Below are 18,726 nucleotides of genomic sequence, written 5' to 3'. Positions count from 1 at the left end.
GGGCACCTGGCCCGGAGTGACCATGGCAAGCGCATCCAAAACCCCAGCCACCGCGACCGAAACCGTCGTGCTGGCCAAACCCCACACCCATCAAGGCAAAGCCTTTAAGCCAGGTGAGAAGCTGACCGTTACCGTGGCCACCGCGAACTGGTTGCGATCAGAGGGCGTTGTGGAAGCCGTTGCCGCTATGCCTGCCACCGCACAATAACCCCTGAGTGACCCGGAGAGCGTTATGCCAACCACCATCAAAACCTTCCGCCCCTACCGTGGTGCGGGCAACGTTTACGCCCGCGTGGCGGGCAGCACCGACGCCATGATCGAGTTGGGCAACGTGGGTGAACTGAAACTGGCCCACGAAGAAGACGTGCAAAGTCTGGCCGACAACCGCCCCGGTGGCGGCACCTACGCCGAAAGCCGCCAGCTCAAGGCCGTGACCCTGACCGCTGCGGTTTACGACTGGAACCGCCAGAACCTGGCCTGGCTGCTGCGCGGTACCGCCAGCACCGTGACCAGCGGCACCGTCACCGACGAAGCCCACACCGCCAAGCAAGGCGGCCTGATCCGCCTGGCGCACATCAACCCAACCTCCGTGGTTGTCACCAGTGACCCGGCGGGCACCGCCTTTGTGGCAGGCACTGACTACGAAGTCCGCGCCGAGGGCCTGTTTATTATTCAGGGCGGTGGCATCACCGACGGCGCTGCCATCCTGGTCAGCTACGCCAATCCGGAATACGACGTCATCGAAGCTCTGACCGGCAGCGGTGTGGAACTGGAGCTGGTATTCGGCGGCATGAACGAAGCGGACAGCAACGGTGACAGCCCGCAGATTCTGGATGTGTTCAAGTTCAAACCGGCGCTGGCCAAAGAGTTGGGGCTGATCAGCACCGGCTTCGGCAGCCTGCCGCTGGAAGGAACTGTACTGAAAGACACCAGCAAGACCGGTACCGGCGTCAGCAAGTTCTACCGCATCAGTCAGCAGTAAGGCAGGAAGCACGTAACAAAAAAGGGCCGCGAGGCCCTTTTCAATAAATCGGAGACCGCTATCAAGCGGGTGGGCGGAACAGAATCAGCCATGCGTAATAAACAGTGGCCGCAGCCGGTGCAGCCAAAACCAACGCACCTCCCCATACAATGGCTGTGCCCAGCTTTGCACCGATGCCAATGGCGATCAGCCAAACACCAAACACAAACAGGGGAATAAAGATCTTCATGGCAAATAACCTCGAAGTAGCGCTGGCTCTCAAAATAGCACAGACCGGCCTTGAAAACATTGCCGCTGTCACCCGTGCACTGGCCGCCGCCGGGGTTGAAACCGCTGCTTTTGAAGATGAGGCAAAGCAACTGGCGGAAGCCATGAACGAGGTCAGTCAGCAGCAAAAACTGGTGGATCAGTTCGTTGATCTGAAGACCAAAACCAACGATGCCAAAAACGCTCTGGAGCAGGCACAGCAGAAAACCCGAGAACTGGCGCTGGCGTTAAAAGACACTGAAAGCCCGACCAAAAAACAGACGGCGGAATTTGAGCGCGCCCGTCAGGCTACCCGCGATGCGGCCGACGCCTATCAAGCCAGCCGCCTGAAGCTGCAAGACCTGCGCGGCACCATGACCGATGCCGGGTTGTCCAGTAGCAATCTGGCCCAACACCAGGTCGACCTGAAGCGCACTTCCACTGAACTGGGTGTGGCAGCCGATACCCTGAAGCAAAAGGTTGCAGCGACGGCCGAACAGGTCGGGGCCAGTGCACCCGAGTACGACCGTGCCAATGAACGTCAGCAACAACTGGCCAAGGCAGCTGAAAACACCGCTGAACGTTTGCTGGCCGCAGGCAAAAACCTGCAAGCCGGAACACAAAAGACCATCAGCGACCTGGCCGCCGCTGGTATCAAAACCAGCCAGCTGCAATCTGAAATCGACCAGCTGGCCGCCGCCTTTGACAGTGCCGGACGCCAGCAGGCGCTGATTGCAGCCCTGCTGAAGCTGGAGCAAACCACCGAACAAAGCCGCGTTGCGATGGATCGGGCCCAACAGCAAGCCAAAGAACTGGCGCAGACGTTTGACCTGGCCGAAGCTCCCACTCAACAGCAAGCCCGAGCCCTGCAACAGGCCGAGCAAACGGCCATTCAGGCTGCCAGTGCTTTCGAGCGCAATCAGGACGCTGTCAGCAAACTGAAATCCCGTCTATCGGCGGCCGGAGTGGACACCAACAATCTCGCCGACCGACAGCTGGAACTGGCCAGTGCATCGCGTGACCTGGATAACCAGCAGCAGTCACTGATTCAACGCCTCAAGGCCGAATCACTGGCGCTCGACAACAGCGCCCAGTCAGCCGAACAGGCCGAGCGCTCCCATAAAAAGATCAGCGAGGGTGTCGAGTCCATCTCAACCCAGCTGTCACGCCTCCAGAATCTTGCCGGTGTAGCGTGGGCCACGGATCTGATTGGTAACAACCTGCAAGCGATCACGGACCTGGTGGATGGCTACACCAACATGACCAGCCGCATGAAGCTGGCGGTGGGGGAAACCGGAAATTTTGATGCCGCGTTGGCATCGGTGCGAGACACCGCTAATAACACCGGCAGCTCGCTGGAATCCGTCGGAGATCTGTTCAGCAACCTGACACGGGCTACCAAAGAACTGAGCCTGTCGCAGTCCGAGGTTGCTGAACTGACCGACACCATCAGTAAATCCATGATCGTGTCTGGTGCATCAGCCCAAGAAGCTGACGCTGCTATTACTCAGCTGGGGCAGGCGCTGCAAAGCGGTGTGCTGCGCGGTGATGAATTCAACTCCATCATGGAGCAAAGTCCGCGCCTGGCGCGGGCCATGGCCGAAAGCCTGGGCGTGAATACCGGCGAGCTGCGCAATATGGCAGAAGAAGGCAAGCTGACCGCCGATGTGGTGGTGAAAGCTCTGCAACAACAGTCGGACGCCATCCGTGATGAATTTGAGCAGATGCCAACCACCATTGGTCAGGCGACGCAACGCCTGACCAATGAGTGGCAAACATTCCTGGGCGAACTGAACAATGCGACCGGAGCATCCGAACTGGTTGTCAGTGCGTTGAACGGAATTTCTGGCAGCCTGGACGACATCGCCGCCAAGGTGGCAACCACGGGTGCATCCATTGCCACGGTCGTGGGAATAAAAGCCGTCGCCTCAATGGATCTGTTGGCGCTGGCATCCAAAGCGGCGGCAGCGTCGGTTGGTCTGATTATCAAAGCATTTCCGTTTGCGGCATTCGCCTTTGCCATTGATCAGGTAACAACCCTGGTCAGCACGCTCAAAGAACATCAACAGGCTGCCGAAGCGCTGGCTGCCGTTAATAAGAAGCTGGACGAATCCCAAAAGGCTCTGGCTGCTCGTTTCGCCGAGATCAGTGAAAAGACCGGCGTCACCGTCACCAACATGAAAGAACTGGATGCTGCGATTACTGATGGCCGGATCGCCATCGACGAGGCAACCGGTTCTTACATCAGTGCCGCTCAAGCATTGGAGTTACTGGCCGAGCGCACAGCCCAAGCCAAGCAGGAGGCTGTTGATGCTGCCAAACAAATGGCTTACAGCCAGGAGCAGCTGAGCGAAGCCTATCAAGCCGTTAACCAAAACCTGCAAACCTCTATCGACGACAACAGCAAGCTGGCAGGCGTGTTATCCGGCGAAGTTTTGACTGCGTTGAAGGGCGGTGAAAAAGGCGTCGCCAGTTTGGCCATTGCATTGCGAAACGCAGAGCAGCAAGGCTCATTGACCGCTGACCAGATCAACGATGGGCTGGGCGCCGCTCTGCAAAACTTGAGTGACGAAGAGCGTACACGCTTTGGCGAGTTGTTGAAGGCAACCATGGCAAAAGTGGCTGCCGGTGCTGAAGATGCCAGTGTCACGGTTGGGCAGTTGCAAAAGCTGCTGGAATCGCTGAAGGCGTCAGAACTCGATGCGGCGTTAACCCGTTTGGGAGTGTCTCAAGCCGAACTGAACAATCAGATTTCAAAGGGCACAGCGCAAGCCATTAACGATCTGGGTCTTTATCAGGAGCAGCTGAAACAATCTGGTGCGGATGCCACCACTGCCGGGCGTCTTACCGAAACAGCCTTTATCAATGCCTACCAGAACGCCAAATCCGCAGCCGATAAAGCGGCGCTGGATGAGGTTATGGCTCGTTGGGAAGCTCAGGGGTTGATCACGGCAGATGCCGTAAAAAAGATTACGGCTGAAACCAGCGGCCTGGGCGCTGCCAGTGACGATCTGGCAAGACGCATGAAAGACGCGGGGATCGTCACACAGGCATCCCTGGATGGTATTGCTGAATCTGCCCGCAAGCTCTACGACGATATTGTAAAAGCGGGCCTGCCAATTGCTGAACAGCAGCAAGCGTTTATGAACTACGCCGAGGCAGCCATTGCCGCTAACAGCGATATTTCAGAATCCGAACTGCGCCTGCAGGCCGCCCGACTGGGCATGACTGAGCAGCTGGATGAGCTGATCAACAAACAAAAGCAGGCCGGTGACACCGGCAAAGAAGCAGGCGATAAAGCCGCCGACGGTGCCAGAAAAGCCAAAGACGCGACTCAGGATCTCGCTGACAGCACGGAAAAAACCGCTCGCGATGTGCAGGGCCTGACCGATGACCTGGGCGCGTGGTTCTGGGGTGTCCGCTCTGAAATGCAGGCCCTCAGCGCCGAAGCCGGGGCGATGTTTGACAGCAAGCTGGGCATCAACAGCGGCCCGATCCTGACAGAAGTGGAAGCCATTGAAGCGGGTATGCAAAACGCCCGTGAACAGCTGGCCGGTATCGCTAAGGATAACCTGCAGGTATTTGATGTAACGGGCATCAACCGTTGGAAAAACTCAGTGCTGCAAGCCAAGGGCGAAACCATCCTGGCGTATGGCCAGCAGAAACTGAAGTTTGAGGAATATATGACGGCGCTGCAAAGCGGTGAAACCGTCAACCAGTCCTTGATAAATAGCGCCCGCAACGCCACCGCCAATATGAACCTGTTGGGTTCTGAGAGCCTCGCCACCCTGCGCAACGCCATATCGTCCGCCACCGCTCAATTACAGCAAATGAGCAGCAGCGCCACCGATACCCTGACCAGTCTGCGCCAAGAGCTGTATTCGCTGCGTGGTGAAACCGAAGCCCTGCAAGAATCCCAATACAAACAGCGCAAAGCCGAATTGGAAGCGGCGCTGGCCGAAGCCCAGGCCGCCGGTAATAAAGAAGCCATAGCGGCCTATAAAGAAGCGTTAAGCACTCTCGCTGAAATCCGCAAAGAGCAGAAGGCCCAGGCGAAAGCTGACGGCAATGGCAATTCATCCGCAACGGCAGCGGCAGCCAGTTCCAGTTCGTCCGATAGCTCATCCAGTACCGCCTCCACAACCAGCAAGACCACTGCATCCAGCGCTGCCACCGTTTCTGTTGTCGAGGTTGTCAGAATTGAGATGGGCAGTTTGTCTGCAAACGTTATTGCTACTGACAAATCAGACATCCTGGCGATTATCGAAGACGCCATGAGGAGATCCGTTTAATGGCCATGCTGAATACGCTCCCACTGCCAGACAATCTGGTCTGGGATAACGAGCAGGATTTCAAACCCTGGGCATTTTCCAAACAGCGGGCGGTGAACGGTGCATTGAATGTGCAGGCGGTAGCGCTGCATTACGGCCGCCCGATCAAATTGACTGGTAGCTGGATCAGCCGCAGCGAGTTGGAACAGCTGCAGGCGCTGGAGTCAGAACCGCTGGTTCCGCGCGCATTAACGCTGGCGTCACAAACGTTCACTGTGCTGTTTGATTTGGAGGCCGGAGGCATTGAGGCGAGGCCGTTGTTTAAGTGCACCGTCGCGACACCGGATGATCTGTTTGATCTGACACTGAATTTTATTACCGTGGAGCCTGTTTAATGGCAATCTCAGCTGAAGACGTCGTTATTCTGAAATCCGAACGCCAGACCGACGAAACCGACGGTGGTGGCCAAATGACCGGCACCGTTATTCCCAACGGGCAAATCAATAACCTTTGGGATGATATATCCAGACCGCTGATGGCGATTGGCGGTGTATCCATGCGCAAGCTGTTTTTGGCTGTCCGATCTGCAAACGCCGATAAAGGGCTGGGCAGTCATTTTATTATTCTGAAAGACTCCAGCGCCGCCAATGTCTCCACTCTGCTGTTCAGCACCGGCGACCATTATGACCAGCGCCTCAGTGCTCAGAACGCGGTCGAGCAGTATGTGGTGATGAGCACACGTTCGTCTCTGCGCCCCGTGGGTACTCAGCGACAGGGGCAAGTGGCGATCACTGTGTATTCGGAAGACGTCGACGATGCCCCCGAGGTCGGCGAGGTTCTGATACTGGTTCAGGGCAATAAACAACAAGCGGTCAAAATCAATCGTGTTGGTGTGCGCCGGGTCTCGTACACCTACATCAACAACAGCAGCTACGCAAAATTTACGGCGTACGAAATGACGCTGACCATCACCCAGCCGCTGCAGTACGAATTTGAGGGCGCTGATCCGTCGCCGCTGGCAACCCGTTTGACCGACATTTACAACGCTCAAACCAATGCAAGCGCCCGCTACTACGGCATTAAACCGCTGGCGGCGGCAGCGCTGTCGGGCTCACGGTCGGTGCAGGTTGAGTCGATTTTTTCACCTGTCATCCCGGCGGCGACCACAGAACAGGCTGTGCTGGATCAAAAACCCGGATTGCTGGCCAGTGCTGTGCAGCAATCCGGCGTCAGTCGCGTGCTTTCACTGGGCACCCACAGCGGTACGGCCATGTTGACGTTGCCCAACGGCTGGGTGCCGGGGTCGTTGCAACTGACGATTGGTGGCAGTCTGTACACCGATGATGGCTCAGCACTGAAACTGGCATCCGGCATTGAGCGCCTCAGTGCCGCGGCGGTGGTGGATGCCCGGCGCGGCACGCTGCAGCTGCCGCTGTTATCGTCACAGGCCATCAGTGTCACGTTTTTACCGGGCGTAACGGTGGAGCTGATGCCCTACACCGACAGCGTTACTGTGACGGCTGGTAATCGACAATTGACGTACACGGAGCAGCTGGCGCCAGTACCCATGCCAGGTTCAGTGCGGATCGAATTTTCATACCTGGGGCGCTGGTTCACGATCACGGACAACGGCACTGGCAAGCTGAGTGGTTCGGCCGCCAGTGGCACCATCAACTACACCACGGGATCCCTGAGTTTTACGCTGCCCGGTGAGCCGGATCTGGGGACCGATATCCTGTACACCTGGGCACAATCGCCGTACCGAACGCTGCCGGCCGCCGTTGATCTGGATGCCTGGGTAGCGGTTGATCTGCCAGCACAGCCAGTGGCGGGGACTGCCGTTATTACCTGGTCGCGTAACAGCAGCCAGTACACAGCGACCGCTAACGCCAGCAATGTGCTGGCCGGTCACGCCAGTGGCTATATTCGTGGCACTCGCATTTACATGCGGCCAACTGCGATGCCGACGTCTGCCATCACGGTGTCGTTCAGTCGTCACATTGCCGGTGTTCAGCTCGCCACGATGTCCGTTGCAGAACAAACCGGCGGTTCGTTATCAATCAATTTGGGCACATCCGTTCGCCAGGGATCGGTGTCGTTTTCGCTGCAGGCGTCTGTTGATGTCAACACAACCATCAATGGCGTTGTCACCACGACCCGCGTTAAACGCACGTATCGTATGGTCTGTGATGGTTTGAACCGGGTGATGCACAGTCGGCAACAAGTTGGATCCATTGACACCAACACGGGGGTTATCACGCTCGATGCATCATCCCTGCGCACCGATGTCAGCGAATTTGTGCAAACAGACAGCAGCGCGTTGGGCGGCGGTCAGTATCTGACCACCACCAAAACCGTGCGCATCGAAACCCAATCCCTGGCGGTCAGCTATTACGCCAGCACGACCGCCACCCCCGTTGTGGAAACGCATACGCAGGCATTGGCGGATACCCTGATCACCGCTGATCTGGATGCCACGCAGCCATTCATCCCAGGCAGCATTGTGGTCGCTCTGGGGGGGCTGGAGCTGGTTGATCGCGGCGATGGGTATTTGTACCGGTCATTCAATGCCGTCACTGCGGCTGGTTTGCAAACCGGGCAGATCGACTACCCCAGCGGCAGCATCAGCATTCCGTTGCTGCCGTTGGTTTCAACGGTGCCAAACATTGAAGGTCAGTTGCTGTGTGCCGCATCCGGCATTGGTGTTGCCGCGGCGGTCAGCAAATTGGTGTTTCGCACCAGCGCCAGCCCGCTGCGGCCATCGGGGTTGCAGTTTATGGCCCGGCGTGCCGCTGATGCAGCGCTGTTGCGTGCTGAATCCGCCAATGATGGCACCATTAACGGTAGTTTTGATGCCGCCGACACACTGACATCCCTGCCTCAGGGCAGCAGTCTGAGCAGTTATTCGTTGCCCATTGTGCCGGTGGCGATGACGGCGGGCAGTGCATCCGGGACGGTCGATTACGTCAATGGCGTGGTACGCCTGACATTCTCACAGCCCGTTATTCTGAGCACGCTCACCTATAACGCGGTCAGTTACACCACTATCCCGCTGGATCCGGATGTGCTCGGCCTCAACCCGGTGAAATTGCCCACCAATGGGTATGTGCCGGTGTTTCAGAGCGGTTATTTGGCAGTTGTGCATAACACCCAACGCATCACCCTGGCGGCTCCAATCGCCGGGCAGGTGCTGGAGTGTGGTCGCCCCTCGTTGGCCGTGGTCACCATCAAGGATGCCGCAGACACAGATCTGGATCCCGCCATGTTTGTTGTTGATCGAGTGACGGGGGTGGTGACGCTGGCAGACCCGTTTACGGCACAGGATGCCGAAGGTAATTCGTTGACTCTGCCGCTCACGTTGTCGCATCGGGTTGAGGACGTGGTTTCCCTGGGGGCAGTTGGGGTTGATGGCACTCTGCAACTGTTGACCGAGCTGACTCATGACTATCCTGCCGAAACCAGTTTTGTCAGTGCGGCTGTATATTTTGGCACCCTGCAGGCGCGGATAAAAAACATGCATGACCGTCAAACCGATGATGGCGGATTTGATGACACGACAGGCACACCGGCGACCGCCAGCTTTGATTCCGTCAACTGGCCAATTCTGATCGACAATCGCTCGGCGGTAAAAGAACGCTGGAAAATAAAATTCACCTCCAGCACGGGTTTTCAGTGTATTGGGGAGCAGCGCGGCGTTATCGGTACGGGCAGCATCAACGCCGATTTTGCGCCGCTCAACCCGTTTACGGGGGAGCCGTATTTCACCATCAAGGCGAGCGGCTGGGGAGCGGGCTGGGTGGCATCCAATGTGTTGCGGTTTGACACCGATCCGGCTGCTGCGCCGGTGTGGGCAATTCGTACAGTACTGCCCAGCAGCGGTGTGGCACCAGAAGACGCGACAATATTTGAAGGACGGGTGGAGGCAGACTGATGGGAGCACCAACGGTTTATTCCTGGGATGACCCCGGCGCGCCTGCCTGGCCTGCAGAGGTGTACGGAGCCGGTATGTACGAGGTTCTGAAAGCCTGTTTGGTTGATGGATACGGCAGTAAGGCGGCGGCTGGGTGGAGTGTGGTTTATGACGACTACGCCGCCACTGGCAATTTCTCGCTGACCAACGGGCCACAATCGGGGGTTCTGGGTCTCTATCATGCCAAAACAACGGCATTGCGAAGTTACGAGCCGGTACTGTTCGTCGCAGAGGGGATGTCGTCTGCCGCCGTACCGGTGTTGGGGCGATCACTGTCAACGACCATTACCAACACCGCGGCATTGTCATATACCTATTCAACGACGTTACATGGGGCGGGCGGTTACAAGAGCAGCAGCAACTACTCGCCCAGATGGCTGGTGATTGCAAATGACAGCTGGTGTTGGGTTGTCGTTGTCGGCAATGCCAGCTATCACGGGTATTTTAACGGTAATCCGCCGCGCGTCAGCGCCTGGGATCAATGGCTGCACAAAGCCATTGGTTTTGGTGCGATCAACAGTCCGGTGGCGACTCTGGGGGCTGGGCCGCAGGCAGTGGCTGGTAATTTTTGCATCGTCGGTGGTTACTCCAGTGTTGGCCTTGGTTATCCCGACTGGTTGACGAGCCCGGCACCGTTTACCGGTTTGCGCAGTGATCTGGGGACGTCGCAGGCGCTGGCGGCGCGTTATGCGGTGGTCACACCGTTTATATCGGCGACCCAGGCCTGCCAGGCGGCCTATGAGTCGCAATTGCTGCCCGCCATGCTGTACGTTTCAGAATCGTCAACGTCCTATCTGGTGAACACTCGCCAGCTCGGCCGACTCCCCGGACTGATGGGATACCGGGATATGTCTGTGTTTAATGACGATGCACTAGCCGCCAAATATCATCCGGGGGGCGTCTCGTTTCGTGATGTTATGACGGTTGATGGTCGCAATGTGCTCTATGGGGTGATCGCCAAAACACCGATTTTCCTGTCACTGGACGCTGCAGATTGGTGAGGTGGTAGCCGTGATTTTTTTGCAATCCCACCCGTTTCAGTTGGCCGTTACTCATCCTGCATCCCATCGATACGCGCATAATCTGCCGTCAGGCGGATTGTTTTACCTGCAAATGCTGAGTGGGCCCGAGGCGCTGGTGCGTGCCATTGTCGTCCGTGACGACTCACTGCTGCTGGCCCTTAGCGGGCTGGACCAGAGTCTTTCCTACAAGATAATCGCCAGTCGCGTCGATGGTGGTTTTCAGCCAGGTCTCTGGTGGATCGATGATTTTGTCTATGATCCGGGGCAGCTGAATCTGGTGTTCAGCAGCCGTGGCCAATCCGCTGGCAGCGGCCATCAACAGACGTTTACCGGTCTCACTACGGTCAACAAATCTCCTGTATCCCGCACCGTGATGGCCATTGCCATTGATGGCGACGAGCCGGTGTTTCTGGCGCAAACGCAATCCAGTGAAACCACGGGTCAGTACACCTTGCAGTGGCAGGGCTACACCGGTCAGATTCTGGTAACCGCGCTGGACGATTATGGCGTGCCACACGTTGCAGGTGCCACGCACGGTGTCGGTGAGCGCGTGCATCCGGCGACACCCAACGGTTTCGTCTATCAAATATCCGTTGCGGGCCAGTTAGGGATGGAGCCTGTATGGCCAACCAGTGCCGGAGCACTGGTGATGTCCGGCAGCTGTCAGCTGGTTGCCGTGCCATTTTATCGACCGAAAACGGTTGGCCCGGTGGTCGTGTAATGGCTGAGTATCTGCGCACGGGGTTCACCACCACCGTTTCAGCAGCATCGCCCGCTGCCGTGTCCGTTGCTGGCGTTTCCGCCCCATTAAAGCCCATTCGCCAGACTGCGGCGGCGGCGATTGTGCCAGCAGAGTTTCCGGTGTGTTCAGCCGTGGTTAACCCATTCGGCGGCGGTGTTCCGGTTCAATGCGATATGTCTGGCGCGGTAGTGCAGACATCGCAGATTTTGCAACGAGCAACAGGCACCGGCTGGGATGTTTTAACGCCGCTCAGTCAGCCCTGCCGGTGAGGTCATCATGCGGCGGGTGGCACACTCTGGCAGGGTATGGCCACCTATGTGTCGACCAGTCTGGTCGTGCTGGATCTGCCGGTGGCGATGCCACAGCTGTGGGTGGCGAAATACAGCGATCGCCCCTCTGAATACGACCTGTTGGCCGGTGAATTATTGCTGGATTTATCCGGCTGGCTGGATTTGTCGGATGGCCCTTATGTGCCGTCAGGTTTGATTGAGTGGGGCGGCCGCAAACTGACCGATATGCCCTCACAGCCGATTACCAGCTGTGTATTGGTGGCCATCCATCAGCCGCCGAAAAAAGACAAAGATCTGATTGCGCCCTGGGGGGTTAGTACCCGCCGCGCGCATGAGATTGAAACACCGTATCTGACCGAGCCGCCGGTGGTTGTGCCAGGCGATATTCCCGCAGGAAATTCAGCAAAGGTAAACATCACAGTGAACTCAGTAGATGTCATTGCACTACCAGGCAATGAGCCACTCAATGTCGCGGATATCCGTATCTCATGTGATCGGGAAACATTCAGCTGGCAACTGACGTGCGAGATCCGCAACAAAGCATCGCTCAATCTGATTAAACCCGGTGCTAGCGGTTATAGGGAACTGGCCGTAACAATCAACGGCCACCGCTGGGAGTTTTTCATTCCGAAGTATTCAGCGTCGCGAAAGATTACTGACGACAAACTCGATCAGAGCTGGCGTATTACGGGGTACAGCCGAAGCCAGTATCTCGGGCAACCCTATGCACCGAAGCGTACCCGGTCGATCGCATCGACTACCGCTGTACAAGCGGCTACAAACGAACTGTTCGGTACTGGATTTACGCTCGATTGGGACACTGCGCTGCTGCCGGACTGGTCAATGCCCAACAGCTCGTTTTCGTATCAGGATCTGACGCCGATTGAAGTGATTAAACGCCTGGCGTCTGTTGCCGGTGGCGTCGTGTTGGCAGACCCGGCGAGCAACACACTGTACGTGCGACCGAAGTATCAGGTCGCAGCGTGGCAGCTGATTAGTGCGAATATGGATCGCACAATCCACGAGTCCCAAATCCTGTCTGAATCCATGGACAGCGAGGAAAAGCCGCTGTTTAACAGCGTGTTAGTATCCGGTGAATCTGAAGGCGTGGCGCTGATAGTAAACCGTCTGGGGACCGCAGGAGATAACCCGGCACCCGATATTACCGAAGGCTGGCTGACGGCGATCGAAGGCAACACAAGTCGCGGTACAGCAGAGTTGTCTGCCAGTGGCAATCGTCAAACCTACACGCTGGATCTGGCGATTCCAGAATCCATTGGTCAGCCCGGCTTGCTCGTGCCAGGGCTGATGGTGGCTGTGCAGCATGATGACTCTGTAAACGACTACCGGGCGTATGTTGATGCAATCAGCATATCGGTGCCAGGGCGCGGCAATGCAGCGGTTATTCAGAGTGTGACACTGGATCGTCCTGCGGGATGGGAGGTGGCATGAGCAACCCCTGGATAAAGTTTAAAGCGCTGCTGGCACCCGGCGCAAAGCAGATTGTCACTGTTGCAAGCGTTGGTGCCGACGGCACGTCAATTGTGACGGTGCGGGACGGCAGCCAGATCCGCGTCGCTGGCGACAGCGTTGCAGCGGGCGAAAAGGCCATCATTCAGGATGGCAAAATTATGAGCAAGGCACCCAGTCTACCGATGCTGTCGGTAGAGGTTTAACGCGGATTAAAGGGCTTTAAACCGATTGGCGATATGCAATCGGTATAGTCACTGACTGAAATTATATAAAGGAAGGAAGCGACGCCAACCCGGCTGCAACCGGACCAGCGCCGCCAACCCGCAGCGACACAAGCACTGCGAATCAGCCAAGGCCTCCCGCTCGTCGACGAGCGCGGGCAAGCCTATCAAAAAGGTGATTCCCATGCGCGAAATTCGCTGCTCCCGCTGCAACAAATTGCTATGCCGCTTCAGCGGCAACGCCCATCTGGAGATCAAATGCTCCCGATGCGGCAATCTTTCAACCGAGCGCCACGAGTGCCAGCAGTACGAGCAAACTCGCTCGCACCGGAGGTATTGTGGCAAAACCGGAAGTCTCCCGAAAAAGCAGTAACCCGTCAGTGATCCTGGAGGATGGCCATTGCGTTGGCTTTGGTTGCCCTGAGTTGAGGGTAGAGGTCATTCCTTGTTGGTTGGCCAGAACCCTGGTTCAAGTGCACCACTACAGCCGACGCTGGGTTAACAACAGCTACCTGCACCTGGGCGTAATGAGCGGCCGAACCATGGTAGGGGTGATGCAGTGGGGCTACGCTCTGAACCCGAACAGTGGGCGGCGCGTTGTGCTGGAAACCGGCAACCGGGAATACATGGAACTGAACCGGTTGTGGCTACATGACTCAATGCCGCGCAACAGCGAAAGCCGTGCGATTGGTTATGCCATTCGCCTGATTCGGCAGCTGTATCCATCGGTTCAGTGGGTGCAGTCATTTGCCGACGAGCGCTGCGGCAAGGGCGGTGTGGTTTATCAGGCCTGCAGCTTCGACTATGTCGGTAGTCATTTGAGCCGCTTCTATGAACTGGATGGCGAGTGGTATCACGAGCTGGCCAAGACCCGAAAGGGTGGCGTCCGTGGTGCCCACTTGCAGGCAAACTTGCACCGGGCAAACGTTCATATGATGCGCCAGTTTCGGTATGTGAAGTTTCTGAACAAGAAGGCCCGCAAACGCCTCAACAGCAAGCTGTTTAAGGTGCAGCCGTATCCGAAGCTGGAAGCCGAAAAAGCTGGAGGGGAGGGTGTCTAAGAAGATGGCGCAGAAAATCTAAAAAGATGCGGCGCGCTACAAAACGGAGCACGAGTCATAGCCATCCCGAAAGCCCCGAAGGGCGCGGGCTGCAGCGCATTTGAGCGGTGTTGACGAACTTGAAAAGGACTTGTCATTTCGCTGCGTTCGTCGCCTTGCTCACACGCGCTGCAGCGCTCGCGCAGAGCTGTGCAGAGTTATTCAGAGTGTCCCTAGTATATCGGACTCTCCGTGGTCATTTTGCAAAACCGTTACCGGATGTGTTGGGAGCCGTCATAACCCGACACGAGAGTACCGGGTCTGCGCGATCTCAGCCAAGATCACCACCACCGACCGGAATCACGCTGCCGGTCAGGTACGAAGACTCATCAGACGCCAGGAACAGAATGGCATTGGCCTGTTCCTGCGGGGTTGAATACCGCTTCATCAGGCTGGATTCGATAGTCTGGTCAACGATCTGCTGGTACCAGATTTTCTCCTGTTCACTTTGTTCGCTGGCATTGCGGGGAATGCGGCGGGCGCCAACATCGGTGCCGCCAGGGGCGGTGGCGTTGACGCGAATACCGTACTGGGCATTTTCCAGTGCCAGGCAGGCCGTAATCGCGTTCACCCCGCCTTTGGCGGCGGCATACGGCACACGATTGAGACCACGGGTGGCGATGGAGGAGACGTTAACAATCACACCACTCTTTTGCGCCTGCATGGTATCCAGTACCGCATGGCAGCCCCAGAGGGGCGGAAACAGCGAGCGTCGGATTTCCTTTTCAATCTGTTCTGGTTCATAGGCTTCATAAGGCCTGGCCCAGATGGTGCCACCGACGTTATTGACCAGCACATCGACCCGGCCCAGCTCATCAATGGCGGAGTGAATGGCAGCGGTGGCGGTATCGTGCTGCTCCAGATTGGCGAGGCGGAAGATACACTTCGGCGCCCCGGCTTCGAGGCAATTGGCGACGGTTTCTTCAACAATTGGTGACAGGTCGATCAAAGCCAGCGTGGCCCCCTCGGCGGCCATGGATTCGGCCACGGCCTTACCAATGCCCTGGGCCGCACCGGTGACAATCACTACCTTGTTTTCAAAACGATTGGGGCGCATGAATTTGCTCTCTTGTTATGGGTTGGCCGGGGTGAGTCGGATTCGAATCGGCAGCATGGCTGCCTCCTGCAGGGTTGGAGTTCGTCGGTTTGCACCTATGTCCGGCGGTTTTTTCCGCAGGGTGCGTCTCACGCACCGAGCGTCGGGCGTCAGTTCCGACGCTCAGCTCATCAGCTGGCGTTGAATTTCTCGTAGTAGAAATTCACAGGCTTGATGCCCTTGTCAGCCATAAAGGCGTTAACGGCATCGACCATGGGTGGTGGGCCACAGAGGTAGATATCCACCGCGCCATCATGCAGGCAGCCCGGTTCCATGTGATGGGTCACATACCCCTTGTGCGGATATTCGCTATCCGGGTTGGCCACACACGCGGTAAAGCTGAAGTTGGCGATGCGTTCGGCAAAACCTTCCAGCAGTGGCAGCTGCACCAGATCGAAGTCGTTGGTGACGCCATAGATCAGATGCACCGGCTGCGGGCAGCCATCCCGTTCGAGTTTTTCCAGCATCGCCAGGAACGGTGCCAGACCGGTACCGCCAGCCAGCATCAACAGCGGACGCTTGACGTCGCGCAGGTAGAAACTGCCAAACGGGCCACGCAGGGTCATACGATCACCGACCTGGGCCGTCGCAGTCATCCAGCTGCTCATCAGGCCGTTGGGCACTACCCGGATCAGGAATGACACCTGACCGTTATCCGGCTGCACCAGCGAGCTGAACGAATAGGCACGGGTCTGATCCGTACCCGGCACTTGCAGATTCACGTACTGACCAGGCAAAAAGTGCATGGCACGGATCTGGTCGCTGGCAATACTGAAAGTCAGCGTCGATTCTGACAGGCGTTCGATAGACGTCAGTTCACCGTGAATATCCGCCATCGCCGTCCGCACACACATGGCCGAGGTGGCCGGTACATTGATGACACAGTCGGACTCCGCCACCATGCAGCAAGTCAGCACCTTGCCTTCTGCGGCTTCCTGTTCGGACAGGGCATCGTCAATGTAGCCTTCCATCATGAATTCACCAGATTCAGCCTGGCATTTACAGGTGCCACAGGCGCCATCACGGCAATCCATCGGAATATTGATAGCAGAGCGATAGGCCGCATCGGCTACGGTTTCGCCTGCCATGGTGTCGATAAAACGGGTCACCCCGTCTTCAAAATTCAATGCAATGGTTGGCATGGCTAGCACGCTCCAGCCTTTCAATAAGGCTTTGTTGTCAGGTTGCAGATAGAAGAGGGCTGGTGGCCAGCCCCGGATCATTCATACGTGGTAGACGTCGATCACGTGATGGATGTAATCGTTTTTCAGTACTACTTTCTTGCGAGTGATCTGCAGTCCACCGGAGGCGTCGCGGCGCAACGTGACAAAGGTGGTGCCGAAATAACTATCCACTGTCTGGTAACGGATGCTGTGGGTGCACCAGTTGTAACGTACCTGGCAGGTGTCGCCTTGCTCCTCCACAATCTCGATATTCGACAGGTTATGGCTGGTGCGCGGTTCCGGCAGGCTGGAGGCGCTGGAGCGTTCGGTCTTGATACGGAACACCCGGTCTTCCAGACCATCACGGCGGCGGTAATACATCAGCGATACTTCGCGTTGCGGGTTGGTGACCAGCTCGCCACTGTCATCCCAGCTGGGCATCCAGAATTCGGCGTCGACAGCGTAATGCTGTAGCCATTGATCCCATTGTTTGTCATCGAGTGCTCGGGACTCGGAGTACAGGAAGTCGAGAATGTCCTGATATTCAAAACGCATGGTGTTCTCCTTATTCCTCGTGACTGCCAGAGTGGTGCGTGTCGACACAGGTGGTCAGGTAGTCGACCCAGTAACGGTGCTGGATGGTGTACAAGCCTTCATCTTCGGATTTGGCACCACTGAGGAGTGGTTTCAGGCCAATTGAGCGGGCAGCATCATCCGGTCCCTGAATCCAGTGTTTGGCACCTCGACACATGTCATTCCATGGCAAGGCGCTGGCTTTGAAACCCTCCTGACAAGCGCGGAATTCTTCCAGGTCGTCCGGAGTGGCCATTCCAGAAGCGTTGAAGAAGTCCTCGTACTGACGAATGCGATGGGCACGGGCTTCGTCACTTTCTCCTTTCGGGGCAATGCAATAGATGGTGACTTCGGTCTTGTCGACGGAAATCGGCCGGAAATGGCGGATCTGCGATCCGAACTGGTCCATCAGGAACATGTTCGGGTACAGACAAAGATTACGCAGATTGCCAATCATCCAGTCCGCACGGGCTTCGCCAAAACGCGAAACCAGCTCATCGCGTTTTTCATATAATGGGCGGTCTTGTGGGTTTGGCCATTGCATCCACAACAGAATGTGGCCTTGCTCAAAGGCATAAAAACCACCTTTCTGTTTGTTCCAGGTCGAGGCATCCATGGCTTTGACGTCGTCATCCGATATACCGCTCTTGCGGCGTGACGTTGTGGCCACGTAGTTCCAGTGCACGGCTGATACGTGATAACCATCGGCACCGTTTTCAGCCTGGACTTTCCAGTTGCCGTCATACACGTAAGTCGATGCACCGTTCAGCACCTCCAGCCCATCCGGCGACTGATCTACAATCATGTCGATGATATGGGTGGCTTCTCCCAGATGTTCAGTGAGTGGTTTTACATTCGCGTTCAGACTGCCGAAAAGAAAGCCGCGATACGACTCAAAGCGTGCAACCTTCTTGAGATCGTGGGAACCGTTGCAGTTGAATGACTCCGGATAACCGGCATCCACCGGATCTTTTACCTTCAGTAATTTGCCGGAGTTATTAAAGCTCCAGCCGTGGAATGGGCAGGTCATTACCGACTTGTTGCCCCGTTTGGTGCGGCACAATACTGCGCCGCGATGCGAGCAGGCGTTGATAAAGCAGTTCAGCTCACCGTCCTTGTTGCGGGTAATCAGCACCGGTTGACGACCAATATAACCGGTAAAAAAATCGTTATTGGCCGGGATCTGGCTCTCATGGGCCAGATATACCCAGTTGCCCTCAAAGATATACTTCATTTCGAGCTCAAATAGCTCAGGATCGGTGAACATGTCACGACGGCAGCGATATAGCCCCTTGGCCGGGTCTTCTTCCATCATGCTCTGGATTTTTGTTATGAGTTGGTTGTTCATCAAAGGCCCCTCCGTATGTGTTTCCAGAGTAAAAGCCTGCTAACTGCGCCACTATCCAGCACATCACGAGGATTATCCGTTTTGTGCATAGGGGTTATCGGGAACTGACCAGAGTCTCTGCGCAACCTCTGGTCGCCAGAACTGGTTATCGGAGGCAGATTCAGAGCTCAAACACTCTGAAAAACTCTGCGTGTGAGTAAGGTTGCGGCGGGTCATGAATCGTTATTTA

16 protein-coding genes are annotated in these 18,726 nt (G+C 56.7%); 11 read left to right on the top strand and 5 right to left on the bottom strand.

All coding sequences use genetic code 11. The features are described from left to right. Positions 1-22 precede the first annotated feature (22 nt). Positions 23-208 (top strand): DUF7210 family protein, encoded by a 186-nt coding sequence (locus tag OUO13_RS13095; protein WP_283174342.1) that lies wholly within the window; start codon positions 23-25, stop codon positions 206-208. A gap of 24 nt (positions 209-232) precedes the next feature. Beyond that, positions 233-982 (top strand): phage tail tube protein, encoded by a 750-nt coding sequence (locus OUO13_RS13090; protein WP_283174341.1) that lies wholly within the window; start codon positions 233-235, stop codon positions 980-982. Positions 983-1,043: 61 nt separating this feature from the next. Here OUO13_RS13090 and OUO13_RS13085 read toward each other — a convergent pair whose 3' ends face one another. Further along, a complete protein-coding gene (locus OUO13_RS13085) occupies positions 1,044-1,211 on the bottom strand; it encodes a hypothetical protein (protein WP_283174340.1) in 168 nt (55 codons plus the stop codon). Here OUO13_RS13085 and OUO13_RS13080 point away from each other — a divergent pair. From OUO13_RS13080 to OUO13_RS13045, 9 genes are all read left to right on the top strand, one after another. After that, positions 1,210-5,520, top strand: a complete 4,311-nt coding sequence (locus tag OUO13_RS13080) for a tape measure protein (protein WP_283174339.1) — start codon at positions 1,210-1,212, stop codon at positions 5,518-5,520. The genes OUO13_RS13085 and OUO13_RS13080 overlap by 2 nt on opposite strands. After that, positions 5,520-5,894 (top strand): hypothetical protein, encoded by a 375-nt coding sequence (locus OUO13_RS13075; protein ID WP_283174338.1) that lies wholly within the window; start codon positions 5,520-5,522, stop codon positions 5,892-5,894. Before OUO13_RS13080 ends, OUO13_RS13075 begins: the two co-directional genes overlap by 1 nt. Continuing rightward, positions 5,894-9,430 carry a hypothetical protein gene (locus OUO13_RS13070; protein ID WP_283174337.1) on the top strand — a complete coding sequence of 1,179 codons (3,537 nt, stop codon included), beginning with the start codon at positions 5,894-5,896 and terminating at the stop codon, positions 9,428-9,430. Before OUO13_RS13075 ends, OUO13_RS13070 begins: the two co-directional genes overlap by 1 nt. Before the next feature lie 74 nt (positions 9,431-9,504). Continuing rightward, positions 9,505-10,470, top strand: coding sequence for a hypothetical protein (locus OUO13_RS13065; protein ID WP_283174336.1), 966 nt, complete (start codon positions 9,505-9,507; stop codon positions 10,468-10,470). A 112-nt stretch (positions 10,471-10,582) separates the two neighbouring features. Then, positions 10,583-11,212 carry a hypothetical protein gene (locus OUO13_RS13060; protein WP_283174335.1) on the top strand — a complete coding sequence of 210 codons (630 nt, stop codon included), beginning with the start codon at positions 10,583-10,585 and terminating at the stop codon, positions 11,210-11,212. Between the two features lie 326 nt (positions 11,213-11,538). Next, positions 11,539-12,975, top strand: a complete 1,437-nt coding sequence (locus tag OUO13_RS13055) for a hypothetical protein (RefSeq protein ID WP_283174334.1) — start codon at positions 11,539-11,541, stop codon at positions 12,973-12,975. After that, positions 12,972-13,199 (top strand): hypothetical protein, encoded by a 228-nt coding sequence (locus OUO13_RS13050; protein ID WP_283174333.1) that lies wholly within the window; start codon positions 12,972-12,974, stop codon positions 13,197-13,199. The genes OUO13_RS13055 and OUO13_RS13050 overlap by 4 nt, the downstream gene beginning before the upstream one ends. Positions 13,200-13,401: 202 nt before the next feature. After that, a complete protein-coding gene (locus OUO13_RS20075; RefSeq protein WP_428982343.1) occupies positions 13,402-13,590 on the top strand; it encodes a Com family DNA-binding transcriptional regulator in 189 nt (62 codons plus the stop codon). Beyond that, positions 13,556-14,278: a Mom family adenine methylcarbamoylation protein gene (locus OUO13_RS13045; protein WP_487362617.1), complete on the top strand. Its 723-nt coding sequence runs from the start codon at positions 13,556-13,558 to the stop codon at positions 14,276-14,278. Before OUO13_RS20075 ends, OUO13_RS13045 begins: the two co-directional genes overlap by 35 nt. 310 nt (positions 14,279-14,588) lie before the next feature. On the opposite strand, the gene OUO13_RS13040 is transcribed toward OUO13_RS13045, so the two are convergent. The 4 genes from OUO13_RS13040 to benA all read right to left on the bottom strand — a co-directional run bounded on the left by OUO13_RS13040 (position 14,589) and on the right by benA (position 18,497). After that, positions 14,589-15,374: a 1,6-dihydroxycyclohexa-2,4-diene-1-carboxylate dehydrogenase gene (locus OUO13_RS13040; protein ID WP_283174331.1), complete on the bottom strand. Its 786-nt coding sequence runs from the start codon at positions 15,372-15,374 to the stop codon at positions 14,589-14,591. A gap of 170 nt (positions 15,375-15,544) precedes the next feature. Then, positions 15,545-16,555 (bottom strand): benzoate 1,2-dioxygenase electron transfer component BenC, encoded by a 1,011-nt coding sequence (gene benC / locus OUO13_RS13035; RefSeq protein ID WP_283174330.1) that lies wholly within the window; start codon positions 16,553-16,555, stop codon positions 15,545-15,547. An 81-nt stretch (positions 16,556-16,636) separates the two neighbouring features. Continuing rightward, positions 16,637-17,131, bottom strand: a complete 495-nt coding sequence (benB, locus tag OUO13_RS13030; RefSeq protein WP_283174329.1) for a benzoate 1,2-dioxygenase small subunit — start codon at positions 17,129-17,131, stop codon at positions 16,637-16,639. A 10-nt stretch (positions 17,132-17,141) separates the two neighbouring features. After that, a complete protein-coding gene (gene benA / locus OUO13_RS13025) occupies positions 17,142-18,497 on the bottom strand; it encodes a benzoate 1,2-dioxygenase large subunit (RefSeq protein ID WP_283174328.1) in 1,356 nt (451 codons plus the stop codon). Between the last annotated feature and the right edge of the window lie 229 nt (positions 18,498-18,726).

The organism is Parathalassolituus penaei, assembly GCF_026626885.1.
GTDB classification, from domain to species: domain Bacteria; phylum Pseudomonadota; class Gammaproteobacteria; order Pseudomonadales; family Oceanobacteraceae; genus Oceanobacter; species Oceanobacter penaei.
This window is presented reverse-complemented; position numbering and strand designations above follow the sequence as displayed.

Excerpts from the sequence above, each read along its gene's own strand:
- OUO13_RS13070 (WP_283174337.1), top strand. The coding sequence starts at position 5,894 with ATGGCAATCTCAGCTGAAGACGTCGTTATTCTGAAATCCGAACGCCAG.
- OUO13_RS13075 (WP_283174338.1), top strand. The coding sequence starts at position 5,520 with ATGGCCATGCTGAATACGCTCCCACTGCCAGACAATCTGGTCTGGGAT.
- OUO13_RS13040 (WP_283174331.1), bottom strand. The coding sequence starts at position 15,374 with ATGCGCCCCAATCGTTTTGAAAACAAGGTAGTGATTGTCACCGGTGCG.
- OUO13_RS13060 (WP_283174335.1), top strand. The coding sequence starts at position 10,583 with ATGCTGAGTGGGCCCGAGGCGCTGGTGCGTGCCATTGTCGTCCGTGAC.
- benB (WP_283174329.1), bottom strand. The coding sequence starts at position 17,131 with ATGCGTTTTGAATATCAGGACATTCTCGACTTCCTGTACTCCGAGTCC.
- OUO13_RS13055 (WP_283174334.1), top strand. The coding sequence starts at position 11,539 with ATGGCCACCTATGTGTCGACCAGTCTGGTCGTGCTGGATCTGCCGGTG.
- OUO13_RS13090 (WP_283174341.1), top strand. The coding sequence starts at position 233 with ATGCCAACCACCATCAAAACCTTCCGCCCCTACCGTGGTGCGGGCAAC.
- OUO13_RS13080 (WP_283174339.1), top strand. The coding sequence starts at position 1,210 with ATGGCAAATAACCTCGAAGTAGCGCTGGCTCTCAAAATAGCACAGACC.
- OUO13_RS13085 (WP_283174340.1), bottom strand. The coding sequence starts at position 1,211 with ATGAAGATCTTTATTCCCCTGTTTGTGTTTGGTGTTTGGCTGATCGCC.
- OUO13_RS20075 (WP_428982343.1), top strand. The coding sequence starts at position 13,402 with ATGCGCGAAATTCGCTGCTCCCGCTGCAACAAATTGCTATGCCGCTTC.
- benC (WP_283174330.1), bottom strand. The coding sequence starts at position 16,555 with ATGCCAACCATTGCATTGAATTTTGAAGACGGGGTGACCCGTTTTATC.
- benA (WP_283174328.1), bottom strand. The coding sequence starts at position 18,497 with ATGAACAACCAACTCATAACAAAAATCCAGAGCATGATGGAAGAAGAC.
- OUO13_RS13065 (WP_283174336.1), top strand. The coding sequence starts at position 9,505 with ATGTACGAGGTTCTGAAAGCCTGTTTGGTTGATGGATACGGCAGTAAG.
- OUO13_RS13095 (WP_283174342.1), top strand. The coding sequence starts at position 23 with ATGGCAAGCGCATCCAAAACCCCAGCCACCGCGACCGAAACCGTCGTG.
- OUO13_RS13050 (WP_283174333.1), top strand. The coding sequence starts at position 12,972 with ATGAGCAACCCCTGGATAAAGTTTAAAGCGCTGCTGGCACCCGGCGCA.